Genomic DNA, 19,579 nt, shown 5'->3' with positions numbered 1-19,579 from the left:
CCTGCGCTTCATTGGCCATGGACGCCACCTCCCGAGTTCACGATCGCGCGCATGATGCGCTCCTGCGACGCTTCGGCCACCGGGTATTCGGCCACGAAGCGCCCCTCGTTCATCACATAGATCCGGTCGCACATCCCGAGCAGTTCCGGCATTTCCGAAGAGATCAACAGGATGCCCTTGCCCTCGCTCGCGAGCTGGTCGATGAGGGTGTAGATCTCGTACTTGGCCCCCACGTCGATGCCGCGCGTCGGCTCGTCGAGGATCAGCAGCTGCGGGTTGGCAAAGAGCCACTTGCTCAGCACCACCTTCTGCTGGTTGCCGCCCGAGAGGTTCACCACCTGCTGGTAGACGTCGGCGCTGCGGATGCGCAGCGCCTTGCGGTAGTCGTTCGCCACCTTGTACTCGCGGCCCTCGTCGATCACCATCGCGCTCGAGACGGCCTCGAGGTTCGCGAGGCTGATGTTGGTGCGGATGTCTTCCTCCAGCACCAGCCCGGCACCCTTGCGGTCCTCGGTGACGTAGGCGATGCCGTGGTCGATGGCCTTGCGGATGGTGCCGACGTCGACCTCCTTGCCATGCATGCGCACCGTGCCGCTGATGCGCTGGCCGTACGAACGGCCGAAGACGCTCATCGCGAACTCGGTGCGCCCGGCGCCCATCAGGCCCGCGATGCCGACGATCTCGCCGCGGCACACGTGCAGGTTCACGCCCTTGATCTGCTCGCGGTCGGCGTGCAGCGCATGGTGCACCCGCCAGTCGCGCACTTCGAGCATGCGCTCGCCGATGCGGGGCGTGCGCTGCGGATAGCGGTGCGCCATGTCGCGCCCGACCATGCCGCGGATGATGCGGTCCTCGCTGATCGGCTCGCGCCGGCAGTCGATGGTCTCGACCGTGCTGCCGTCGCGCAGCACGGTGATCGCATCGGCCACCTTGGCGATCTCGTTGAGCTTGTGCGAGATCAGGATCGAGGCGATGCCCTGCGCCTTGAGCCCCAGCAACAGCGCGAGCAGTGCTTCGCTGTCGCTCTCGTTCAGGCTGGCGGTGGGCTCGTCGAGGATCAGCAGCCGCACCCGCTTGGACAGCGCCTTCGCGATCTCGACCAGCTGCTGCTTGCCCACGCCCAGGTCGGAAACCAGTGTGGTCGGCCGCTCGTTCAGGCCCACCTTGGCCAGCAGCTCTCGCGTGCGGCGCCAGGCCTCGCTCCAGTCGATGATGCCGCCGCGCGCCGTCTCGTTGCCGAGGAAGATGTTCTCGGCGATCGAGAGCAGCGGCACCAGCGCCAGCTCCTGGTGGATGATGATGATGCCGAGTGCCTCGCTGTCGGCGATGCCGCGGAAGCGGCGCGGCTCGCCGTCGAAGTGGATCTCGCCGGTGTAGGACTCGCAGGGGTAGACGCCGCTGAGCACCTTCATCAGCGTGGACTTGCCGGCGCCGTTCTCGCCCACCACGGCATGGATCTCGGCCGGGCGCACCGCGAGGTTGACCTTGTCCAGCGCGTTCACGCCGGGGAAGGTCTTGGTGATGCCGCGCATTTCCAGAAGAACGGCGTTCTTCGCACGGCTCGCCTCGCTCGGTTCGATCACTTCGCTCACTTCGCTCAAGAGGCCTCCTTCGCAGCCGCGGGCCCAAGGTCCCGCTCGCCCTGCCACCCGCTCACTTGACCTGGCTTTCCTTGTAGTAGCCGCTGTCGATCAGCACCGGCTTCCAGTTGGATGCGTCCACGCTCACCGGTTTCAGCAGGTACGAAGGCACCACCTTCACGCCGTTGTTGTAGGTCTTGGTGTCGTTCACTTCCGGCGTCTTGCCGGCCAGCATGGCGTCGACCATCGCGACCGTGACCTTGGCCAGCTCGCGCGTGTCCTTGAACACGGTCGATGTCTGCTCCTTGCGCAGGATCGACTTGACCGAAGGCACTTCCGCATCCTGCCCCGACACCACCGGCATCGGCTGCTGCGGCGTGCCGTAGCCCACGCCCTTGAGCGACGAGAGGATGCCGATCGACAGCCCGTCATAGGGCGAGAGCACCGCGTCGACGCGATCCTTGGTGTAGTAGGCCGACAGCAGGTTGTCCATGCGCGACTGCGCGACCGCGCCGTCCCAGCGCAGCGTGCCGACCTTGTCCATGCCCATCTGCTTGCTGCGAACCACCAGCTTGCCGCTCTTGATGTAGGGGTCGAGCACCGACATGGCGCCGTTGTAGAAGAAGAAGGCGTTGTTGTCGTCGGGCGAGCCGCCGAAGAGCTCGATGTTGAAAGGCCCCTTGCCGGACTTGAGGTCGAGCGCCTTCTCGATCGACTGGGCCTGCAGCACGCCGACCTGGAAGTTGTCGAAAGTCGCGTAGTAGTCCACGTTCTTCGAGCCCTTGATGAGCCGGTCGTAGGCGATGACCTTCACGCCCTTGTCCGCGGCCTTCTGCAGCACGTCCGACAGCGTGCTGCCGTCGATGGCCGCGATCACCAGCACCTTCGACCCCTTGGTCACCATGTTCTCGATCTGCGCAAGCTGGTTGGGGATGTCGTCGTCGGCATACTGCAGATCGGTCTTGTAGCCCTTCTCCTTGAAGTACTTGACCATGTTCGCGCCGTCGGAGATCCAGCGGGCCGAGGACTTGGTGGGCATCGAGATCGCGATCGGGCCCTTGTCCTGTGCCTGGGCGAGCAAGGGAATGCCGGCCGAGCCGGCGATCGCTAGGGCGGCCGCGGCAAGCGCGGACTTGAGAAAGCTGCGTTTCATGGACTTGTGTCTCCTGATGTTGATCGGTCCCATTCGAGGAACACCGCGGAACCGGCTTTGCCGGGCCGCTGGTGTTGCCCCCGGTAGGGGGTGGGCGGCTACACGAAGTGAGCCAACCTGGGGGCGAGCTCAATACTTGCGCTTCGGGAATTCCTTGGCCGCGACTTCCATCGGGAAGATCGTTTCTTCCGTCACGATGCGCTTGGGCAGCGACTTGCCGGCCTTGATGTCCTTCACGGCAGACATCAGTTGCGGGCCGAGCAGCGGGCTGCACTCGACCGAGACGTTCAACTTGCCGGCCATCATGGCCTCGAAGGCGCCCTTCACCGCGTCGACGGAGATGATGGTGATGTCCTTCGCGGGCTTCAGGCCCGCCTCCTCGATCGCCTGGATGGCGCCGATGGCCATGTCGTCGTTGTGCGCGTAGAGCACGTTGATCTTCTTGCCGTCGGCCTTGAGGAACGCTTCCATGACCTCCTTGCCCTTGGCCCGGGTGAAGTCGCCGGTCTGCGATCGGATGATCTTGAACTTGGGGTCGGCCTTGATGATTTCCTCGAAGCCCTTCTTGCGGTCGATCGCGGGCGCAGAGCCCACGGTGCCCTGCAGCTCGACGATGTTGACCTCGCCCTTCTGGTCCTTCATCTTCTCGACCAGCCAGCGCCCGGCCTTGCGGCCTTCCTCGACGAAGTCAGAACCCATGAAGCTCACGTAGAGCGAGTCGTCCTTGGTGTTGACGGAGCGGTCGGTCAGCACGACCGGAATGTTGGCGGCCTTGGCCTCGCGCAGCACCGTTTCCCAGCCCGACTCGACCACCGGCGAGAACGCGATCACGTCCACCTTCTGCGCGATGAAGGAGCGGATGGCCTTGATCTGGTTCTCCTGCTTCTGCTGCGCGTCGGAGAACTTGAGCTCGATGCCCGCGTCCTTCGCGGCCGACTTGATCGACTCGGTGTTGGCGGTGCGCCATTCGCTTTCGGCGCCGACCTGGCTGAAGCCCAGGACGATCTTCTTCTGCGCGAGCGCGGTGGCCGGCAGAAGCGCGGCCAGCGAGGCCGCGGCGAAGGCGGTGGTCAATGTGCGGCGGTTGAGTTTCATGCTGTCGTCTCCTGGTTGAAAAGATGCTTCAAGCGCGCATGTAGCCGGTCTTCACCGTGGTGTAGAACTCGGCCGCGTGGCGCCCCTGCTCCCGTGCGCCGTAGCTCGACGCCTTGCGCCCGCCGAAGGGCACGTGGTAGTCGATGCCGGCCGTCGGCAGGTTGACCATGGTCATGCCCACGCGCGCATGGCGGCGGAAGTGCATCGCATGGCGCAGCGAGTTGGTGCAGATGCCGGCGCACAGGCCGTAGGGCGTGTCGTTGGCCAGCGCGAGGGCGTGTTCGGCATCGTCGGCGCGCAGCACGCACGCCACCGGGCCGAACACTTCATCGCGGGCGATCCGGTGCGTGGGCCGGGCCATGAACAGCGCGGGGCTCATGAAATGGCCTTCGCTCGGCCGCTGCAGCAGGTCGCCCCCGCAGACGTGCTCGGCGCCCTCTTCGCGCGCGCTCGCGATGGCAGCGATGTTTGCCTCGAGCTGCGCGCGATCGACCACCGGGCCGATGTCGATGCCCGGCTCCAGCGCGTGGCCGACCTTCAACGCAGCCATGCGCTGCTTGAGCCGCGCGACGAACGCATCATGCAGCGGCGTCTCGACGATGAGGCGGCTCGAGGCCGTGCAGCGCTGGCCGGTCGAGAAGTAGGCGCCCTGCACCGCGCAGTCGACAGCCAGTTCCAGATCGGCATCGGCCAGCACCACGAGGGGGTTCTTGCCGCCCATCTCGAGCTGCACCTTGGCCCGCCGCGCCGCGGCGGCCTGCAGCACGCGCTCGCCGGTCGCGGCCGAGCCGGTGAAGCTGATCGCATCGACCAGCGGATGCTCGACCAGGGCCTGGCCGACCTCGCGCCCGCTGCCCATCACCAGGTTGAAGGTGCCTGCCGGCAGCGCGGCGCGGCTGATGATCTCGGCCAGCGCCCAGCCGCAGGCGGGCACCAGCTCCGAAGGCTTGAACACCACCGCGTTGCCGCAGGCGAGCGCCGGCGCGATCTTCCAGGCGGGAATGGCCAGCGGAAAGTTCCAGGGCGTGATCAGGCCCGCCACGCCCACCGGCTCGCGCGTGACGTCCACGTGGACGCCGGGCCGCAACGAGGCGATGGTTTCGCCGCCGACGCGCAGGGCCTCGCCCGCGAAGAACTTGAAGATCTGCCCGGCGCGAGCGGCTTCGGCAACGGCTTCCGGCAGGGTCTTGCCTTCCTCGCGCGCCAGCAGCAGGCCCAGCTCGTCCTTGCGCGCCAGGATCTCGCTGCCGATCTGGTCGAGCGCATCGGCGCGGCGCTGCGGCGTGGTCATGCTCCAGGCGCGGAAGGCGTCGGCTGCGGCGCGCACGGCCAGGTCCGTCTGGCTGCGATCGGCGCGGGCGTACTCGGCCACGGTCTCGCGCAGGTCCGAAGGGTTGGTGCTCTGCCCGCTGGTCACGCCCGTCTCCCAGCGGCCATTGATGTAATGGCGGGCACTGAGCTGGACCTCGGGGCTGCGCTTCAACGTCGGAACTCCTATGGATGAGTGGGGCGGAGTGTAGGAATCACACCGATATCTTTCCAATAGATATTTGGATCGAATCGATACCGGAAACAGGATTCAGGAAAACCCGATGACGAACTACACGCACTGGTTCATCCGTGCGCGCCTCAAGACGCGGCAGCTGCTGCTGCTCGTCGCGCTGGCGGAGGAAGGCAACATCCACCGCGCCGCGCAGGTGCTGAACATGACCCAGCCGGCCGCGTCGAAGCTGCTCAAGGACCTGGAGGACGTGCTGGAGGTGCCACTGTTCGAGCGGCTACCGAGGGGGATGCGGCCCACCTGGTATGGCGAAAGCATGATCCGCCACGCGCGCATGGCGCTGGCCAGCCTGAACGAAGCGCATGACGAACTGGTCGCGCTCAAGGCCGGACGCTTCGGCCAGGTCAGCGTGGGCACCATCACCGCGCCGGGGCTGACCCTGATGCCGCCGGCCATCGCGCTGGTCAAGCGCGACCAGCCCAACCTGCGTGTCGCACTCGAGATCGAGACCAGCCGGGTGCTGATGGAGCGCTTCGAGCAGGGCAAGCTCGACATCCTGGTGGCGCGGCTTTCCGCCGAGCACGACAAGGCCAAGCTGCATTACGAACCGCTCACCGAAGAGCCGGTGTCGGCACTGGTGCGGACCGGCCATCCGCTGCTGGGGATGACCGGCCTCACGCTGCGAGACCTGGTGAGCGCCGGCTGGATCGTGCCGCAGGCGGGCAGTGTGCTGCGGCACCGCTTCGAGCTGATGTTCAGGGAAGAAGGACTGGCGCCACCGATGAACGTGATCGAGAGCTCGGCGCTGCTCTTCATCACCCGCATGCTGCAGCAGTCGGACATGCTCGCGGTGCTGGCCACCGACGTGGCGCGCTATTACGCGGCGCACGGCCTGGGTGCGGTCTTGCCTGTGGCGGTGCCTTGCCACATGGATTCCTTCGGCATCATCACGCACACCGACCGGCTGCTCTCGCCAGCGGCGAAGGTGATGATGCGCGCGCTCAAGGCGGCAAGCCTCACCGTCTACGGAAGGCGGCTGGAGGTCGAAGCCTGAACTTCGATGTTGGGTCCGGGGCGATCCTCAAACCCAGCCGGCGTCGACCTTGAACTCCTGCGCGGTGCACATCGCCCCGTCGTCGGAGGCGAGGAACAGCACCATGCGCGCGATGTCGTGCGGCTGCAGGCGGTCGGGCAGGCACTGGTTGCGCGCGAGGGCCTGCTCGCCCTCGGCATCCAGCCACAGGCGCACCTGGCGCTCGGTCATGACCCAGCCGGGCGACACGGTGTTGATGCGGATGCGGTCGCGGCCCAGGTTCACGGCCAGCCCGCGGGTGAGCCCGTTGACCGAAGACTTGGCAATGGCATAGCACGGGTACGCACCGCCCTTGCCCTGCCACCCGGTCGAGCCGAGGTTGATGACCGCCCCGCCGCCCAGGCGCTTCATGCCGGGCACCACAGACTGGATCGCGAAGAAGGCCGGCCGCTCGTTGATGGCCATGCGCTCGTCGTAGTAGTCGGGCGTGACGGACTCGAGCGTGTGGCGGTCGTCGCTGGCCACGTTGTTGACCAGCACGGAAAAGTCGCCGAGCTCGCGCCCGGCATCGGCGATCGCAGCCTGCAACGCGGCGATGTCGCGCACATCGCAGCGCCGCCACCACGGTGCGCGATGGCCGGCTTCGGCGATCTGCGCCGCGAGCGCCGCGCTGGCGTCTTCCGCGATGTCGATGAAGGCGACCCGCGCGCCCTGTTCGGCGAAGGCGGCGACCATCGCGGCGCCGATGCCGCTGCCGCCGCCGGTCACGAACACGGTCTTGTCGCGCAGGCTCGGGTAAGTGGAAGCAGGAGACGCGTGCGCGCCTGCGACGGTGTCGGTCAAGAAGGTCTCCTGTGAGTTGACATTGCAAACTGCGTATCGATGCATACGCGTCTGACTACTTTCTCTTATCAATATGCCTTGCTACGATGCGGCGCGTCAAGGGCACCGAGTGGCCCGCGCACTTTGCACCGGAGACAACCCGTGAGCCCTTCCTCGACCTTTCCCGCCCCGCGCTTCGAAGGCACGCTGCGCTGCATCCACGCCGCGGGCGCGAGCCTCGGCGAAGGGCTGCTGTGGTCGGCGCGCGAACAGGCGCTGTACTGGGTCGACATTCTCGAAAAACGCCTGTGGCGGCTCGATCCCGCGACGGGCAAGCAGGACCAGTGGGACTTCACCGAAGAGATCTCGGCCCTCGCGGAACGCGAGAACGCACCGGGCCTGATCGTGACGCTGCGGCGCGGCTTCGCCTTCTTCGATCCGGCGAACGCAGGCGCCGGGCCCCAGTGGCTGCACCGGCCCGAGCCGCAACTTCTCACCAACCGCTTCAACGATGGCAAGTGCGATGCCCGCGGCCGCTTCTGGGGCGGCACCATGGACTTCGACTGCGTGGCTCCCAGTGGTGCGTTGTACCGCTTCGACCCCGATGGAAAGTGCAGCCAGCATGACAGCGGCTTCGCGGTCACCAACGGACCGACCTGGTCGCTGGACGGCCGCACGATGTACTTCAACGATACGGCCCAGGGCGGCATCCATGCCTACGACTTCGACCCGGAACATGGCACCGTCGCCCATCGCCGGCTCTGGCTGCGCTTCGCGCGCGGCGACGGCCTGCCCGACGGCATGACGACCGACGCGGCGGGCCGGCTCTGGATCGCCCATTGGGCCGGCGCTTGCGTGAGCTGCCACCACCCATCCAGCGGCGAGGAGCTGGGGCGCATCGGGCTGCCGGTGAGCCAGGTCACCAACTGCACCTTCGGGGGACCCGACTTGCGCACGCTGTACATCACCTCGGCCAGCACCGGGCTGGACGAAGCCCGCCGCGCAGCCGAGCCGCTGGCCGGCGGGCTGTTCGCGATCGAGGTCGACAGCCCCGGACTGCCGGCCTTCCGCTTCGGCGGCTGAACCCATGAGTGCGAACCCTGCGCACCCCGTGGTCTGGCTTCGCCATGATCGCCAGCGCCTGGGCCTCGTGCCCTCGCTCGGCGGCAGCGTCGCTGCCTGGCAGATCGAACGCGCGGAGGGGCCCTTCGACCTGTGGCGGCCGTGGGACGGCGCCACGCCCGACCTGTACCGCACGGCCTCCTTCCCGATGGTGCCGTGGTCCAACCGCATCAGCGGCGGCGGCTTCGAAGCGGCGGGCGAATTCCAGCCGGTGCGCCCCAATCGCGCGGGCGAGCCCTACCCCATCCATGGCGATGGCTGGCTGCAGGGTTGGCAGCTCGACGGCCTGGCCGACGATGCCGCCACGATGACGCTCCAGTCACGGCGCTTCGACGACAACCCGTACGAATACGAGGCAAGCCAGCACTTTCGCCTGGTCGACGGCGGCCTCGATCAGACGCTCGAGGTCCGGCATCTGGGCCAGGCACCGCTGCCCTACGGCTTGGGCGTGCATCCCTGGTTCATGCGAACGGCGGGCACGCGCGTCGTCGCGCCGGTGCAAGGTGTCTGGCTCTGCGGCAGCGACCCGCTGCCGACGCGGCACACGCAGGACCTTCCGCAGGACTGGGACCTCCGGCGCGGCGCACCCGCCTTTGGCAGCTTCGTCGACAACGCCTACACCGGCTGGGGCGGCCACGCGCGCATCGAGTGGCCGGAGCACGGATTGCAGCTCAGCCTGGCGATGCCGGACTTCGCGCAGGACGGAGGTGCCGAGCGCCACTATTGCCTGATGTATCGGCCCCGGGACGGCGATGCCTTCTGCTTCGAGCCGATCACCCAGCCGATCGACGCCTTTCACCTGCAAGGACGGCCGGGGCTGCGCACGCTGCAGTCCGGGCAGACGCTGAAGATGCGCATGCAATGGCGCGTCCGCGCCCTTTGAAGGGATAGCGACGCGCAGGTGACGGCAGCCGCTGGCCTGCCTGCGGCAATCCATCGAGGATGTCCGACAGACCGCGGGCACCGCCGCCGTGTATGACCACGCCAGCATGGCTGAAAAAGTCTCCGATTTCTTCTGGCAGCGCCTGCACCAATGGGGCATTCGCCGGATCTTCGGCTATCCGGGCGATGGCATCAACGGACTGTTGGGTGGGCTCGCGCGCGCCGGCGACAAGTTCGAGTTCGTGCAGGCCAGGCACGAGGAGATGGCCGCGTTCATGGCCTCGGCGCATGCCAAGTTCACAGGCGAACTGGGCGTGTGCCTGGCCACCTCCGGCCCCGGCGCTTCGCACCTGATCACCGGCCTCTACGACGCGCGCATGGACCACGTGCCGGTGCTGGCGATCGTCGGGCAGCAGGCGAGAACGGCGATCGGCTCGCACTATCAACAGGAACTCGACCTGAACGCGATGTTCAAGGACGTGGCCGCCGACTTCGTCGCCACCGCGAGCGTGCCCGCCCAGGTTCGCCACCTGATCGACCGGGCCGCCCGCATTGCGCTCGGGCGCCGGTGCGTCACCGCGCTCATCATCCCGAACGACCTGCAGGACATGCCGATGGAGCAGCCGCCTCGTGCACACGGCTCGGTCTTCTCCGGTGTCGGCTGGTCCGCGCCGCGCGTGCTGCCCGCCGAGGCTGAGCTGTCGCGGGCGGCGGAGGCGCTCAACGCCGGCAGGAAAGTGGCCCTGCTCGTGGGCGCGGGCGGCAATGCGGCGACCGACGAGATCATCGCCGTCGCCGACAAGCTCGGCGCCGGCGCCGCCAAGGCGCTGCTGGGCAAGCAGGCGCTGCCCGACGACCTGCCGTGGGTCACCGGTTCCATCGGGCTCCTGGGCACCAAGCCCAGCGACGAACTCATCGCCGGCTGCGACACGTTCCTGATGCTGGGCTCCGGCTTTCCCTATGCGGAGTTCCTGCCTAAGGAGGGCCAGGCGCGCGGGGTCCAGGTCGACCTCGACCCCGGCATGCTGTCGCTTCGCTATCCGATGGAAGTCAACCTCGAGGGCGACGTCAAGGCCACGCTGCAGGCATTGCTCCCGCTGCTCGATCAGAAGACCGACACCGGATGGCGCGAAGACATCGCCGGCTGGAAGGACGCGTGGGCGAAGACGCTTCACGAACGTGCGATGGCGGCGGCCACGCCCGTCAATCCGCAGCTGCCGTTCGTGGAGTTGTCGCGGCGGCTGCCCGACCGCGCCATCCTGACCTCCGACTCCGGCTCCTGCGCCAACTGGTATGCGCGCGACATCCAGGTGCGGCGCGGAATGATGTGCTCGCTGTCGGGCGGGCTCGCTTCGATGGGGGCCGCCGTGCCCTACGCGATTGCCGCGAAGTTCGCGCATCCCGATCGCCCGGTGATCGCGATGGTCGGGGACGGTGCCATGCAGATGAACAACATGGCCGAGCTGATCACGGTGGCGAAATACTGGCGTCAATGGAGCGATCCGCGCTGGATCGTCATGGTCCTCAACAACGAGGACCTGAACCAGGTCACCTGGGAGCAGCGCATCATGGAAGGCGATCCGAAGTTCGAGGCCAGCCAGACGCTGCCGAATGTGCCGTATCACAAGTTCGCAGAACTCATCGGCCTGGAAGGCATCTACGTCGACGAGCCAGAGGCCGTCGGCCCCGCATGGGACAGGGCGCTTTCAGCGACCCGGCCCGTGCTGCTCGAATTCAAGACCGACCCGGAGGTGCCGCCGCTCCCGCCGCACATCAACCTGAAGCAGGCGCGCAACTTCGTCACGTCGCTGGTCAAGGGCGATGCAGAAGGCGCCTCGATGATCGCGAACACGGCGCGGCAGGTGCTCAGTCACATCCTTCCGGAAAAGAAGGAGTGACGAGTTCCAGCCTTGATGGAAGCGCCGCGGGGCCGATGTCTTCTGGCAGGTGCTGTGCGCGCGTGGCTGGGCCATCCTGGCGCTGAACGCGGTCGGCTCCGCGACCTATGGACACGAGTTCTGCCGAAGGCTCGCCGGCCACTGGGGCGAACTGGCCGCGCATTCGGCCCCGGGCTCCCGGTAGCGCATCGTCGTCGAAGGAGTCAGCATGCTGGGTACCGCAGGGCGGTCGGTGTGCGAAGAAGGGAGCCCCCATTCAGGCCCGGCGGTTCTTCAGCACGATGAGCTTGGAGAGGCCGAGCAGATTGACGGACTCGATGCTGGCCACTTGCCAATCGTGCGAGAGGATCTGCTCCTCGTACCGGAAGTCGGATCGAAAGCCGACGTGCTCGGCCGCAGAGCGAAAGGCCCGCTCCATGAGCCACCAGAACCTGCTTCCACTGAAGTGGTTGAGCACGACGATCGTCCCATCCGGCTTGCATATGCGGCGGATCTCGCGCACCAGTTCGGCTGGCCGCGGCGTGACGGAGAGTACGTAAGGCAGGGTGACGCAGTCGAACGATCCGTCCGCGAAGCTTGTGCGCTCCGCGTTCATGTACTCGACGGTGATCTGGTGGTCCGGCAGGGCACGCGCACGTTCGCGCGCCCGCTCGAGCATTTCGCGGGACAGGTCGATGCCCACGATTCTCGAAGTGTGCGGATAGTGGGCCAAGGCGAGCCCGGTCCCGACGCCGACCTCGAGAAGCGACGCGGGCTGCAGCTTGCGCACGATCTCCGCCATCCGCCTTCGACCGGGTTCGAGCACTTGCCCGAAAAGCAGGTCATAGACCGGCGCGAGACGCTTGTAGGCCCGGGCGACCCCTGCCTCCGATAGGGCCCTCTCGGGCTTCGATTCGACGGAGAGACTGGGCGGGCCGAAGTCTTCCGATCGTGCTCTGCTTTCCTTCATCGTCTAGCCTCCAGGCTGTGCGGCGTTGCTGCGCCTGCGCGCAGATCATGGGGATCCTCGCTCCTACGGGAGTGCCGGCAGGCATCTCCCCGAAGCACGAAGAAGCTTCTTTCACCGGTCAGAGCAAGCCGGGTGCCCGAACTGCGATCGCACGAGGGGTCACCTTCCGGGCAGTGGCCATTCCCTAAGTTGCAGCAAAAGGGTTCCGCAAAACCCGGCACGGCGCAAGTGCGTTCCCGCGGTGATGCTTGCGCGGCCCGCTCCTACATGCACCCGCCGTCGCGAAGGTCTACGGTGCTCGATCACCATGTGGAATCGTCTTTACCGCGTGCCCGTAAGTTCTGGAGGCCTGTTCGATGGATCTGCACGACAAGACTGCCTTGGTCACCGGCGCCTCGCAGGGGATCGGCAAGGCCATCGCACTGCGTCTTGCAGAGTCGGGCGCCGACGTTGCCCTCAATGTCCGCCAGGCTGATGAACGCTCGGAAGCCCTGCGCGTTCAGATCGAAGGCCTGGGTCGCCGATGCGTCGTGATGCCGTGCGACGTGTCGCAGATCGAGCCGTTGCAGGCAGCGTTCGTGAGAGTGGCCGATCAGCTCGGGGCGATCGACATCCTGGTCAACAACGCAGGCATCGAGAGGCGAGCGGACTTTCTCGACGTGGCCGAAGCCGACTACGACGAGGTGATGAACGTGAACCTGAAGGGGGCGTTCTTCCTTGCCCAGGCCTTTGCGGCCCGGTGCAAGCAGGCCGGCCGCGGCGGCAGGATCATCAACATCAGCTCTGTCCACGAGGACCTGCCCTTCCCTCACTTCGCTGCCTATTGCATCAGCAAGGGCGGCATGAGGATGATGACGCGCAATCTGGCGATCGAACTCGCGCCTTTCGGAATCACCGTCAACAACATCGCGCCGGGTGCCATCGAGACACCCATCAATGCGCGCGTGCTGAACGACCCCGCCATGCGCGATGCCTTGCTCGCGAACATTCCTCTGAAGCGCCTGGGCCGGCCCGGCGATGTCGCGGGCATGGCCGCCTTCCTGGCCTCTGCGGACGCCGACTACATCACGGGCACGACGAGCGTGGTGGATGGCGGCTTGCTCTGGAACTATGCCGAGCAGTGACTACGAGGTGCTCGGCACACAAGGTGACGCGCAGCGTTCGAGAAAGGCAGCGCAGGCGCCCGCGCCCGACACGCTCACGCCGGCAGATCGCTACCAGGAGCTGTTCACCGCGGTCCAGCAGTCGAGCATCTTCTCCGACAGCAAGACCTTCGTGGACTGCGCCCCGCGCGGCGAACCGGCAGCCATCCTCGCGGCCTACCGCGCCAGATTCCGAGAGCCGGGTTTCGACCTCGCGGAATTCGTGCACGCGAACTTCAGGCCCACGCATCCTCCAACCGGCGAGTACGTCTCGGTTCCGGGTCAACCCATCGGCGAGCACATCGGGAGCCTCTGGAAAGTCCTGACTCGGCATCCCCGCGTGCATCCGCCGCATGCCTCGCTGCTGCAGCTGCCGCATCCCTACGTGGTGCCGGGCGGGCGCTTCGGCGAGCTCTACTACTGGGACTCGTACTTCACGATGCTGGGACTCGCCGGCGCTGGTCACTCGCAGATGGTGGGCGACATGGTCCACAACTTCGCCTACCTGGTCGACACCTACGGGCACATTCCGAATGGGACGCGAACGTACTACCTGAGCCGCTCGCAGCCGCCGGTGTTTGCGCTGATGGTCGAGCTCGCGCAGCGGTACGGTGCCGCGGAAGAGACGAAGTTCCTGCCGCAGCTGCGCCAGGAGCATGCCTACTGGATGGCAGGATGCGAGGGGCTCGCACCCGGCCAGGCGGGGCGCCGCGTCGTGCGCCTGCGCGACGGCAAGCTGCTCAATCGCTACTGGGACGACCGGGACACGCCCCGCGAGGAGTCGTGGCTCGAGGATGTGGCAACGGTGAGGGCATGCCGGCGCGAGCCCGCCGAGGTCTACCGCCATCTGCGAGCTGCGTGCGAATCGGGCTGGGACTTCAGCACGCGCTGGTTGCGCGAAGCGCCGCCACGTGGCCGCGGCCCGGTGCCGTTGCACGCGCGCGCCGCCACGGCACCCTCGCTGACGAGCATCTGCACCACGGACATACTGCCGGTCGACCTCAACGCGTTCCTCTACAAGCTGGAGGCGAAGATCGCGGAACTTGCGAAGCGTACCGGCGATGCGGCGAGCGCCCGCGAGTTTGCGGATCGCGCCCGTGAACGTCGGACCGCGGTCATCGAACTTTGCTGGGACTCCGGGCAAGCAGCCTTCTTCGACTACGACTGGCGCAGCGACGCGCGGCGGAACTGCCTGACGGCCGCATCCGTCGTCCCTCTTTTCGTGGGACTCGCCGATCCGGCGCAGGCACGAGCGCTGGCCGGGACCGTGTCGGCAAGGATGCTCGCCCCGGGCGGACTGTCGACCACGGAGTACTGGAGTGACCAGCAATGGGACCGGCCCAATGGTTGGGCGCCGCTGCAGTGGATGGGGATTTGGGGATTCGCCGCCTACGGATGCCGGTCGCTCTCGAGCACGATCGCGAGCCGTTGGCTCGCCACCGTCGCGGCGGTGTACGAACGCGAGGGCAAGCTGGTCGAAAAGTATGCGCTGCGCTCGGTAAAGGAAGAGCGATCCGCGGGCGGCGGCGGCGGGGAGTATCCGTTGCAGGACGGGTTCGGGTGGACGAACGGCGTCACGAGCGCGCTGTTGCAGAAACGGCCGAGACACAGTGCCGGGCGCTGCGTCTCGCATGATCCGTCGCCGCGGCACCTGTGAGCGGTTGTCGGCGCCGGCGTGGCGGCTGCGTCCTCGACATTCAACAGCGACTCGACTAGACTCGCAGCCGCAGGAGAGCGGACCGACTTGAGAAGACGGTCCCACCGAAGGCGCAAACTCCCATGAACGCTCAGGTCGGCTCACGCAACGAGCCTGTACTGCACCAAGTGTCAAAGCCGTCTGGAGAGCCATCACGCACGTGATGCACCGAAGGAGCAAACCCGCCGCGGGCGCCGCGGGTGAAACTCTCAGGTACCGAGGACAGGGGGAGCGGCAACTCGGATTCACAGTCCGGTTGCTCCCGTTTTTCAAAGAGCTTCCGTTTCCGTGCGTTCGAGCGCTGCAACCTTCAAAGGGTTTGATATGCGCGTGATCGTTCTCGGCGCCGGCCTGCTCGGCGTCACCTCGGCTTACTACCTTCAGCAACTCGGCCACGAAGTGACGGTCATCGACCGCCAGGCCACGCCGGCCGCCGAAACCAGCTTCGCCAATGGCGGGCAGATCTCGGTGAGCCACGCCGAACCCTGGGCTAACCCGAGTGCGCCCATCAAGGTACTGCAATGGCTCGGCAAGGAAGATGCGCCGCTGCTGTTTCGCATTCGCGCGGATATGCGTCAATGGCTCTGGGGCCTGCAATTCCTGCGGGAATGCTCGCCCGCGCGCACGCGCCACAACATCGAGCAGATCGTGCGCCTGGGGACCTACAGCCGCGAGACGCTGCAGCAATTGCGCGCCGACACCGGTCTTGCCTACGAGCAACGCACGCAGGGCATCCTGCACTTCTACACCACGCAGAAGGAGTTCGACGGTGCGTTGAAGCCGGCGCAGCAAATGCGCGCACTGGGCTGTGAGCGCGAGGTAATTTCGGCCGAGGAGGCGGTGAAGATCGAGCCCGCCCTGGCGCACATCCGACCGCAGCTGGCCGGCGCCACCTACACGGCCGAAGACGAGTCGGGCGACGCCAATCGCTTCGCGCGCGAACTGGTCAACATCTGCGCAGCAGCGGGCGTCAAGTTCCTGATGAGCCACACGATCACCGCGATTCGCGAGGCTGGCGGTCAGGTCGATCACGTCGAAGCGACCGACCACGAAGGTCGCTTCCAACGCATCCGCGGCGATGCCTTCGTGCTCGCCATGGGTTCGCTCAGCCCGCTCTACGCGGCACCGCTGGGCATCCGGCTGCCGATCTATCCGGCGAAAGGCTATTCGGTCACCCTGCCGGTCAAGGATGCGTCCAAGGCTTACCAGGTGTCGTTGACGGACGATGAATTCAAGCTCGTGTTTTCTCGCTACACGTCGGCCGCCGGCGACCGGCTGCGCGTCGCGGGCACGGCCGAACTCAACGGCTACGACCGCGACCTGAACCGCGTTCGCTGCGAGGCGATCGTGCGGCGCGTCGAAGAACTGTTCCCCGGCGCCGGAGACAGCACGCAGGCGCAATTCTGGACAGGTCTTCGGCCAGCGACACCCAGCAATGTCCCCTTGATCGGCGCGACGAAGATGCCCAACCTCTTCCTCAATACGGGCCATGGCACGCTCGGCTGGACGCATTCATGCGGCTCGGGCAAGTCGATCGCGCGCATCGTGAGCGGGCTTGCGCCCGAGGTGGACTTCGCGTTCACCGGGGGCTTGTCGAGGCGACCGGCAATCCAGTTGGCGCAGGCCTAGGAAAAAGAGCGGGGCCACGCCCCGCCCGCACGTCCTGTTGCGAGCAGGGGGCCGCCTCGCGTTACTCGATCGCCTTGCCCATGTCCTCGACCACCTTCTTGGCGTCGCCGAAGACCATCATGGTCTTGTCCATGTAGAACAGCTCGTTGTCCAGCCCGGCATAACCCGCGGCCATCGAGCGCTTGTTCACGATCACCGTCTTGGCCTTGTACGCCTCCAGGATCGGCATGCCGTAGATCGGCGTGCCCTTGGTGAGCGCAGCAGGGTTCACCACGTCGTTGGCCCCCAGGATGATCGCCACGTCGGCCTGCGCGAACTCGCCGTTGATGTCCTCCATCTCGAACACCTGGTCGTAGGGCACCTCGGCCTCGGCCAGCAGCACGTTCATGTGCCCCGGCATGCGCCCGGCCACCGGGTGGATCGCGTACTTCACCGTCACGCCCTTCTCGGTGAGCTTTTGCGCCAGCTCGTTGACCGCGTGCTGCGCACGCGCCACCGCCAGGCCGTAGCCCGGCACGATGATCACCGTCTCGGCGTTGGAGAGCATGTAGGCCGCATCGTCCGCACTGCCGCTCTTGACCGGGCGCTGCTCCTTGGCTGCGCCGGTGGCAGCCGTCGCCTCGCCGCCGAAGCCGCCCAGGATCACGTTGAAGAACGAGCGGTTCATCGCCTTGCACATGATGTAGCTCAGGATCGCGCCGGAGCTGCCCACCAACGAGCCGGCCACGATGAGCATCGCGTTGTTCAAGCTGAAGCCGATGCCCGCGGCCGCCCAGCCCGAGTAGCTGTTGAGCATCGAGACCACCACCGGCATGTCCGCCCCGCCGATCGGGATGATGATCAGCACGCCCATCACGAAGGCCAGCAGCAGCATCAGGAAGAAGGCGCTCCAGCTCTCGGTGGCCATGTAGACCAGCCCGAGCCCGATGGTCAGCAGCCCGAGCACCAGGTTGAGCATGTGCTGGCCCTTGAACTGCACCGGTGCGCCCTGGAACAGGCGGAACTTGTACTTGCCCGAGAGCTTGCCGAAGGCGATGACGGAGCCGCTGAAGGTGATGGCGCCGATGGCGGCACCCAGGAAGAGCTCGAGGCGGTTGCCCGCGGGAATGGCGAAGCGCGCGAAGCCGTCGACCAGGTACGCGCCTTCGGGGGTGTTGGCGCCGAGGACCGCGGCGACCGGAGGCGGCGTGATGCCGAAGGCCCAGGGCTCGACCACGGCGGCCACCGCGATGAAGACGGCCGCCAGGCCGATCATGCTGTGGAAGAAGGCCACCAGCTCGGGCATCTGGGTCATCTCGACGGTCTTGGCGCGCCAGGCGCCGTAGCCGCCGCCCACGACCAGGCCCAGCAGCACCCAGGCCATGCCCTGGCCCTTGCCGCCGGCGAGCTGCACGATCAGCGCGGCGGTGGTGAGGATGGCGATGGTCATGCCCGCCATGCCGAAGAGGTTGCCGCGGATGGAGGTGGTGGGATGGCTCAGGCCCTTGAGGGCCTGGATGAAGCAGACGCTGGCGACCAGGTACAGCAGGGTGACGATGTTCATCGACATGGTCAGTGGCCCCCGCCTTGGCGGCTGCGGGGGCGGCCTTCTTGTCCTTCTTCCTGAACATCTCGAGCATGCGCCGGGTGACGAGGAAGCCGCCGAAGACGTTGACCGCGGCGAGCGCCACGGCCAGCACGCCCATGCCCTTGCCCAGCCAGCTGGTGGTGAGGGCGGCTGCGAGCATGGCGCCGACGATGACGATGGCGGAGATGGCGTTGGTCACGGCCATCAGGGGGGTGTGCAGCGCGGGGGTGACGGTCCAGACGACGTGGTAGCCCACGTAGATGGCGAGCACGAAGATGATCAGGTTGATGACGGTGTGGGAGACGGGGTCCATGGGCTGTGCTTCCTCGTTCTTACTTGCGGGTCACTTGGCCGTCCCTGCTCATGAGGCAGGCGGCGACGATGTCGTCTTCGAGGTCGATCTTGAAGCCGCCCTCCTTGGGGAGCACGAGCTTGAGGAAGTCGAGGACGTTGCGCGCGTAGAGCGAGGAGGCGTCGGCGGCCACGAGGGCGGGCAGGTTGGTCTCGCCCACGAGCGTGACGCCGTGCTTGACGACGGTGCGCCCGGGCTCGGTCAGGGGGCAGTTGCCGCCTTGGGGGGCGGCGAGGTCGACGACGACGCTGCCGGGCTTCATGGCCTTGACCATGTCCTCGGTGACGAGCACGGGGGCGGGCCGGCCGGGGATGAGCGCGGTGGTGATGACGATGTCGGCCTGGGTGACGCGCTTGGCCACTTCGATCTTCTGCCGGTCGAGCCAGCTCTGGGGCATGGGCTTGGCGTAGCCGCCGACGCCCTGGGCAGCTTCCTTCTCTTCATCGGTGTCGTAGGAGACATCGATGAACTTGGCGCCCAGGGACTCGACCTGCTCCTTGACGGAGGGGCGCACGTCGGAGGCCTCGATGACGGCGCCCAGGCGCTTGGCGGTGGCGATGGCCTGCAGGCCGGCAACGCCGACGCCGAGGATGACGACGCGGGCGGCCTTGACGGTGCCGGCGGCGGTCATGAGCATGGGGAAGAAGCGCTGGTACCTGTCGGCGGCGATGATGACGGCCTTGTAGCCGGCGATGTTGGCCTGGGAGGAGAGCACGTCCATGCTCTGGGCGCGGGTGGTGCGGGGAGCGGCTTCGAGGGCGAAGGCGGTGAGGCCGCCAGCAGCAAGCCTTTGCAGGCCCTCGGGATCGAAGGGGTTGAGCATGCCCACGACGACGGTGCCGGGCTTCATGAGTGCAACCTCGGCCCCGGAGGGGGAGCGCACCTTGAGGACGAGCTCGCAGGCAAAGGCGCCGGGGGCATCAGTGATCTCGGCTCCAGCGCCCTGGTAGGCAGCATCGGTGATGGACGCAGCAACGCCAGCGCCAGACTGCACGCGCACCGTGTGCCCCTGCGCAACAAGCTTCCTGGCCGTCTCCGATGTGACGGCCACTCGGGTTTCGCCGGGCACAGTCTCGGCCGGCACGCCTAGCAGCATGGGGATCTCTCTCTCTGGTTGGTCAGACATGACGATGCACGGCTCGCACGGCCGTGCATCGT

At 66.9% G+C, this 19,579-nt stretch carries 15 protein-coding genes, 1 pseudogene and 1 riboswitch; of the genes and pseudogenes, 7 read left to right on the top strand and 9 right to left on the bottom strand.

All coding sequences use genetic code 11. From position 1 onward, the window contains the following. Positions 1–8 precede the first annotated feature (8 nt). The 4 genes from mmsA to G3W89_RS02555 form a co-directional block, all read right to left on the bottom strand. A complete protein-coding gene (gene mmsA, locus G3W89_RS02570; RefSeq protein WP_162577289.1) occupies positions 9–1,532 on the bottom strand; it encodes a multiple monosaccharide ABC transporter ATP-binding protein in 1,524 nt (507 codons plus the stop codon). 121 nt (positions 1,533–1,653) lie between these two features. Beyond that, positions 1,654–2,733: a multiple monosaccharide ABC transporter substrate-binding protein gene (gene chvE / locus G3W89_RS02565; protein WP_162572633.1), complete on the bottom strand. Its 1,080-nt coding sequence runs from the start codon at positions 2,731–2,733 to the stop codon at positions 1,654–1,656. 129 nt (positions 2,734–2,862) lie between these two features. Further along, entirely contained in the window at positions 2,863–3,828 is a 966-nt protein-coding gene (locus G3W89_RS02560; RefSeq protein ID WP_162572632.1) for an ABC transporter substrate-binding protein, read from the bottom strand. 28 nt (positions 3,829–3,856) lie between these two features. Further along, entirely contained in the window at positions 3,857–5,311 is a 1,455-nt protein-coding gene (locus tag G3W89_RS02555; protein ID WP_162572631.1) for an aldehyde dehydrogenase family protein, read from the bottom strand. 109 nt (positions 5,312–5,420) lie between these two features. Between G3W89_RS02555 and G3W89_RS02550 the strand changes: the two genes are divergently transcribed. Then, a complete protein-coding gene (locus G3W89_RS02550) occupies positions 5,421–6,383 on the top strand; it encodes a LysR family transcriptional regulator (RefSeq protein ID WP_162572630.1) in 963 nt (320 codons plus the stop codon). A 27-nt stretch (positions 6,384–6,410) separates the two neighbouring features. Here the strand turns inward: G3W89_RS02550 and G3W89_RS02545 are convergent, their stop codons facing one another. Further along, a complete protein-coding gene (locus tag G3W89_RS02545) occupies positions 6,411–7,250 on the bottom strand; it encodes an SDR family oxidoreductase (protein ID WP_162572629.1) in 840 nt (279 codons plus the stop codon). 96 nt (positions 7,251–7,346) lie between these two features. On the opposite strand from G3W89_RS02545, the gene G3W89_RS02540 reads away from it, so the two are divergent. The 3 genes from G3W89_RS02540 (at position 7,347) to G3W89_RS02530 (ending at position 11,086) form a co-directional block, all read left to right on the top strand. After that, on the top strand, positions 7,347–8,267 hold the full coding sequence (locus G3W89_RS02540; protein WP_232076281.1) for an SMP-30/gluconolactonase/LRE family protein: 921 nt from the start codon (positions 7,347–7,349) through the stop codon (positions 8,265–8,267). 4 nt (positions 8,268–8,271) lie between these two features. Then, positions 8,272–9,189, top strand: coding sequence for an aldose 1-epimerase (locus G3W89_RS02535; RefSeq protein ID WP_162572627.1), 918 nt, complete (start codon positions 8,272–8,274; stop codon positions 9,187–9,189). A gap of 106 nt (positions 9,190–9,295) precedes the next feature. Then, the gene (locus tag G3W89_RS02530) at positions 9,296–11,086 is read left to right on the top strand and encodes a thiamine pyrophosphate-requiring protein (RefSeq protein ID WP_162572626.1); all 1,791 of its coding nucleotides are present in this window, start codon (positions 9,296–9,298) and stop codon (positions 11,084–11,086) included. A gap of 256 nt (positions 11,087–11,342) precedes the next feature. Here G3W89_RS02530 and G3W89_RS02525 read toward each other — a convergent pair whose 3' ends face one another. Then, on the bottom strand, positions 11,343–12,035 hold the full coding sequence (locus G3W89_RS02525; protein WP_162572625.1) for a class I SAM-dependent methyltransferase: 693 nt from the start codon (positions 12,033–12,035) through the stop codon (positions 11,343–11,345). A gap of 356 nt (positions 12,036–12,391) precedes the next feature. Between G3W89_RS02525 and G3W89_RS02520 the strand changes: the two genes are divergently transcribed. From G3W89_RS02520 to G3W89_RS02510, 3 genes are all read left to right on the top strand, one after another. Beyond that, entirely contained in the window at positions 12,392–13,159 is a 768-nt protein-coding gene (locus tag G3W89_RS02520) for an SDR family NAD(P)-dependent oxidoreductase (protein WP_162572624.1), read from the top strand. Then, positions 13,146–14,834 carry an alpha,alpha-trehalase TreF gene (gene treF, locus G3W89_RS02515; protein ID WP_162572623.1) on the top strand — a complete coding sequence of 563 codons (1,689 nt, stop codon included), beginning with the start codon at positions 13,146–13,148 and terminating at the stop codon, positions 14,832–14,834. The genes G3W89_RS02520 and treF overlap by 14 nt, the downstream gene beginning before the upstream one ends. A gap of 170 nt (positions 14,835–15,004) precedes the next feature. After that, a riboswitch (glycine riboswitch) is annotated at positions 15,005–15,109 on the top strand. An 88-nt stretch (positions 15,110–15,197) separates the two neighbouring features. After that, positions 15,198–16,502 carry a D-amino acid dehydrogenase gene (locus tag G3W89_RS02510; RefSeq protein WP_162572622.1) on the top strand — a complete coding sequence of 435 codons (1,305 nt, stop codon included), beginning with the start codon at positions 15,198–15,200 and terminating at the stop codon, positions 16,500–16,502. 61 nt (positions 16,503–16,563) lie between these two features. On the opposite strand, the gene G3W89_RS02505 is transcribed toward G3W89_RS02510, so the two are convergent. The 3 genes and pseudogenes from G3W89_RS02505 to G3W89_RS02495 form a co-directional block, all read right to left on the bottom strand. Continuing rightward, a complete protein-coding gene (locus G3W89_RS02505; protein WP_162572621.1) occupies positions 16,564–18,051 on the bottom strand; it encodes an NAD(P)(+) transhydrogenase (Re/Si-specific) subunit beta in 1,488 nt (495 codons plus the stop codon). A gap of 13 nt (positions 18,052–18,064) precedes the next feature. Continuing rightward, a pseudogene (locus G3W89_RS02500) lies at positions 18,065–18,382 on the bottom strand (proton-translocating transhydrogenase family protein); the annotation flags it as partial. A gap of 19 nt (positions 18,383–18,401) precedes the next feature. Further along, positions 18,402–19,517, bottom strand: coding sequence for a Re/Si-specific NAD(P)(+) transhydrogenase subunit alpha (locus G3W89_RS02495; protein ID WP_162577288.1), 1,116 nt, complete (start codon positions 19,515–19,517; stop codon positions 18,402–18,404). Positions 19,518–19,579: the final 62 nt, after the last annotated feature.

The sequence above is a fragment of the Variovorax sp. PBL-H6 genome (genome assembly GCF_901827155.1).
Taxonomy (GTDB): domain Bacteria; phylum Pseudomonadota; class Gammaproteobacteria; order Burkholderiales; family Burkholderiaceae_C; genus Variovorax.
Note: the sequence above shows the minus strand (reverse complement) of the source record. Positions and strands in the feature narration are given on the sequence as shown.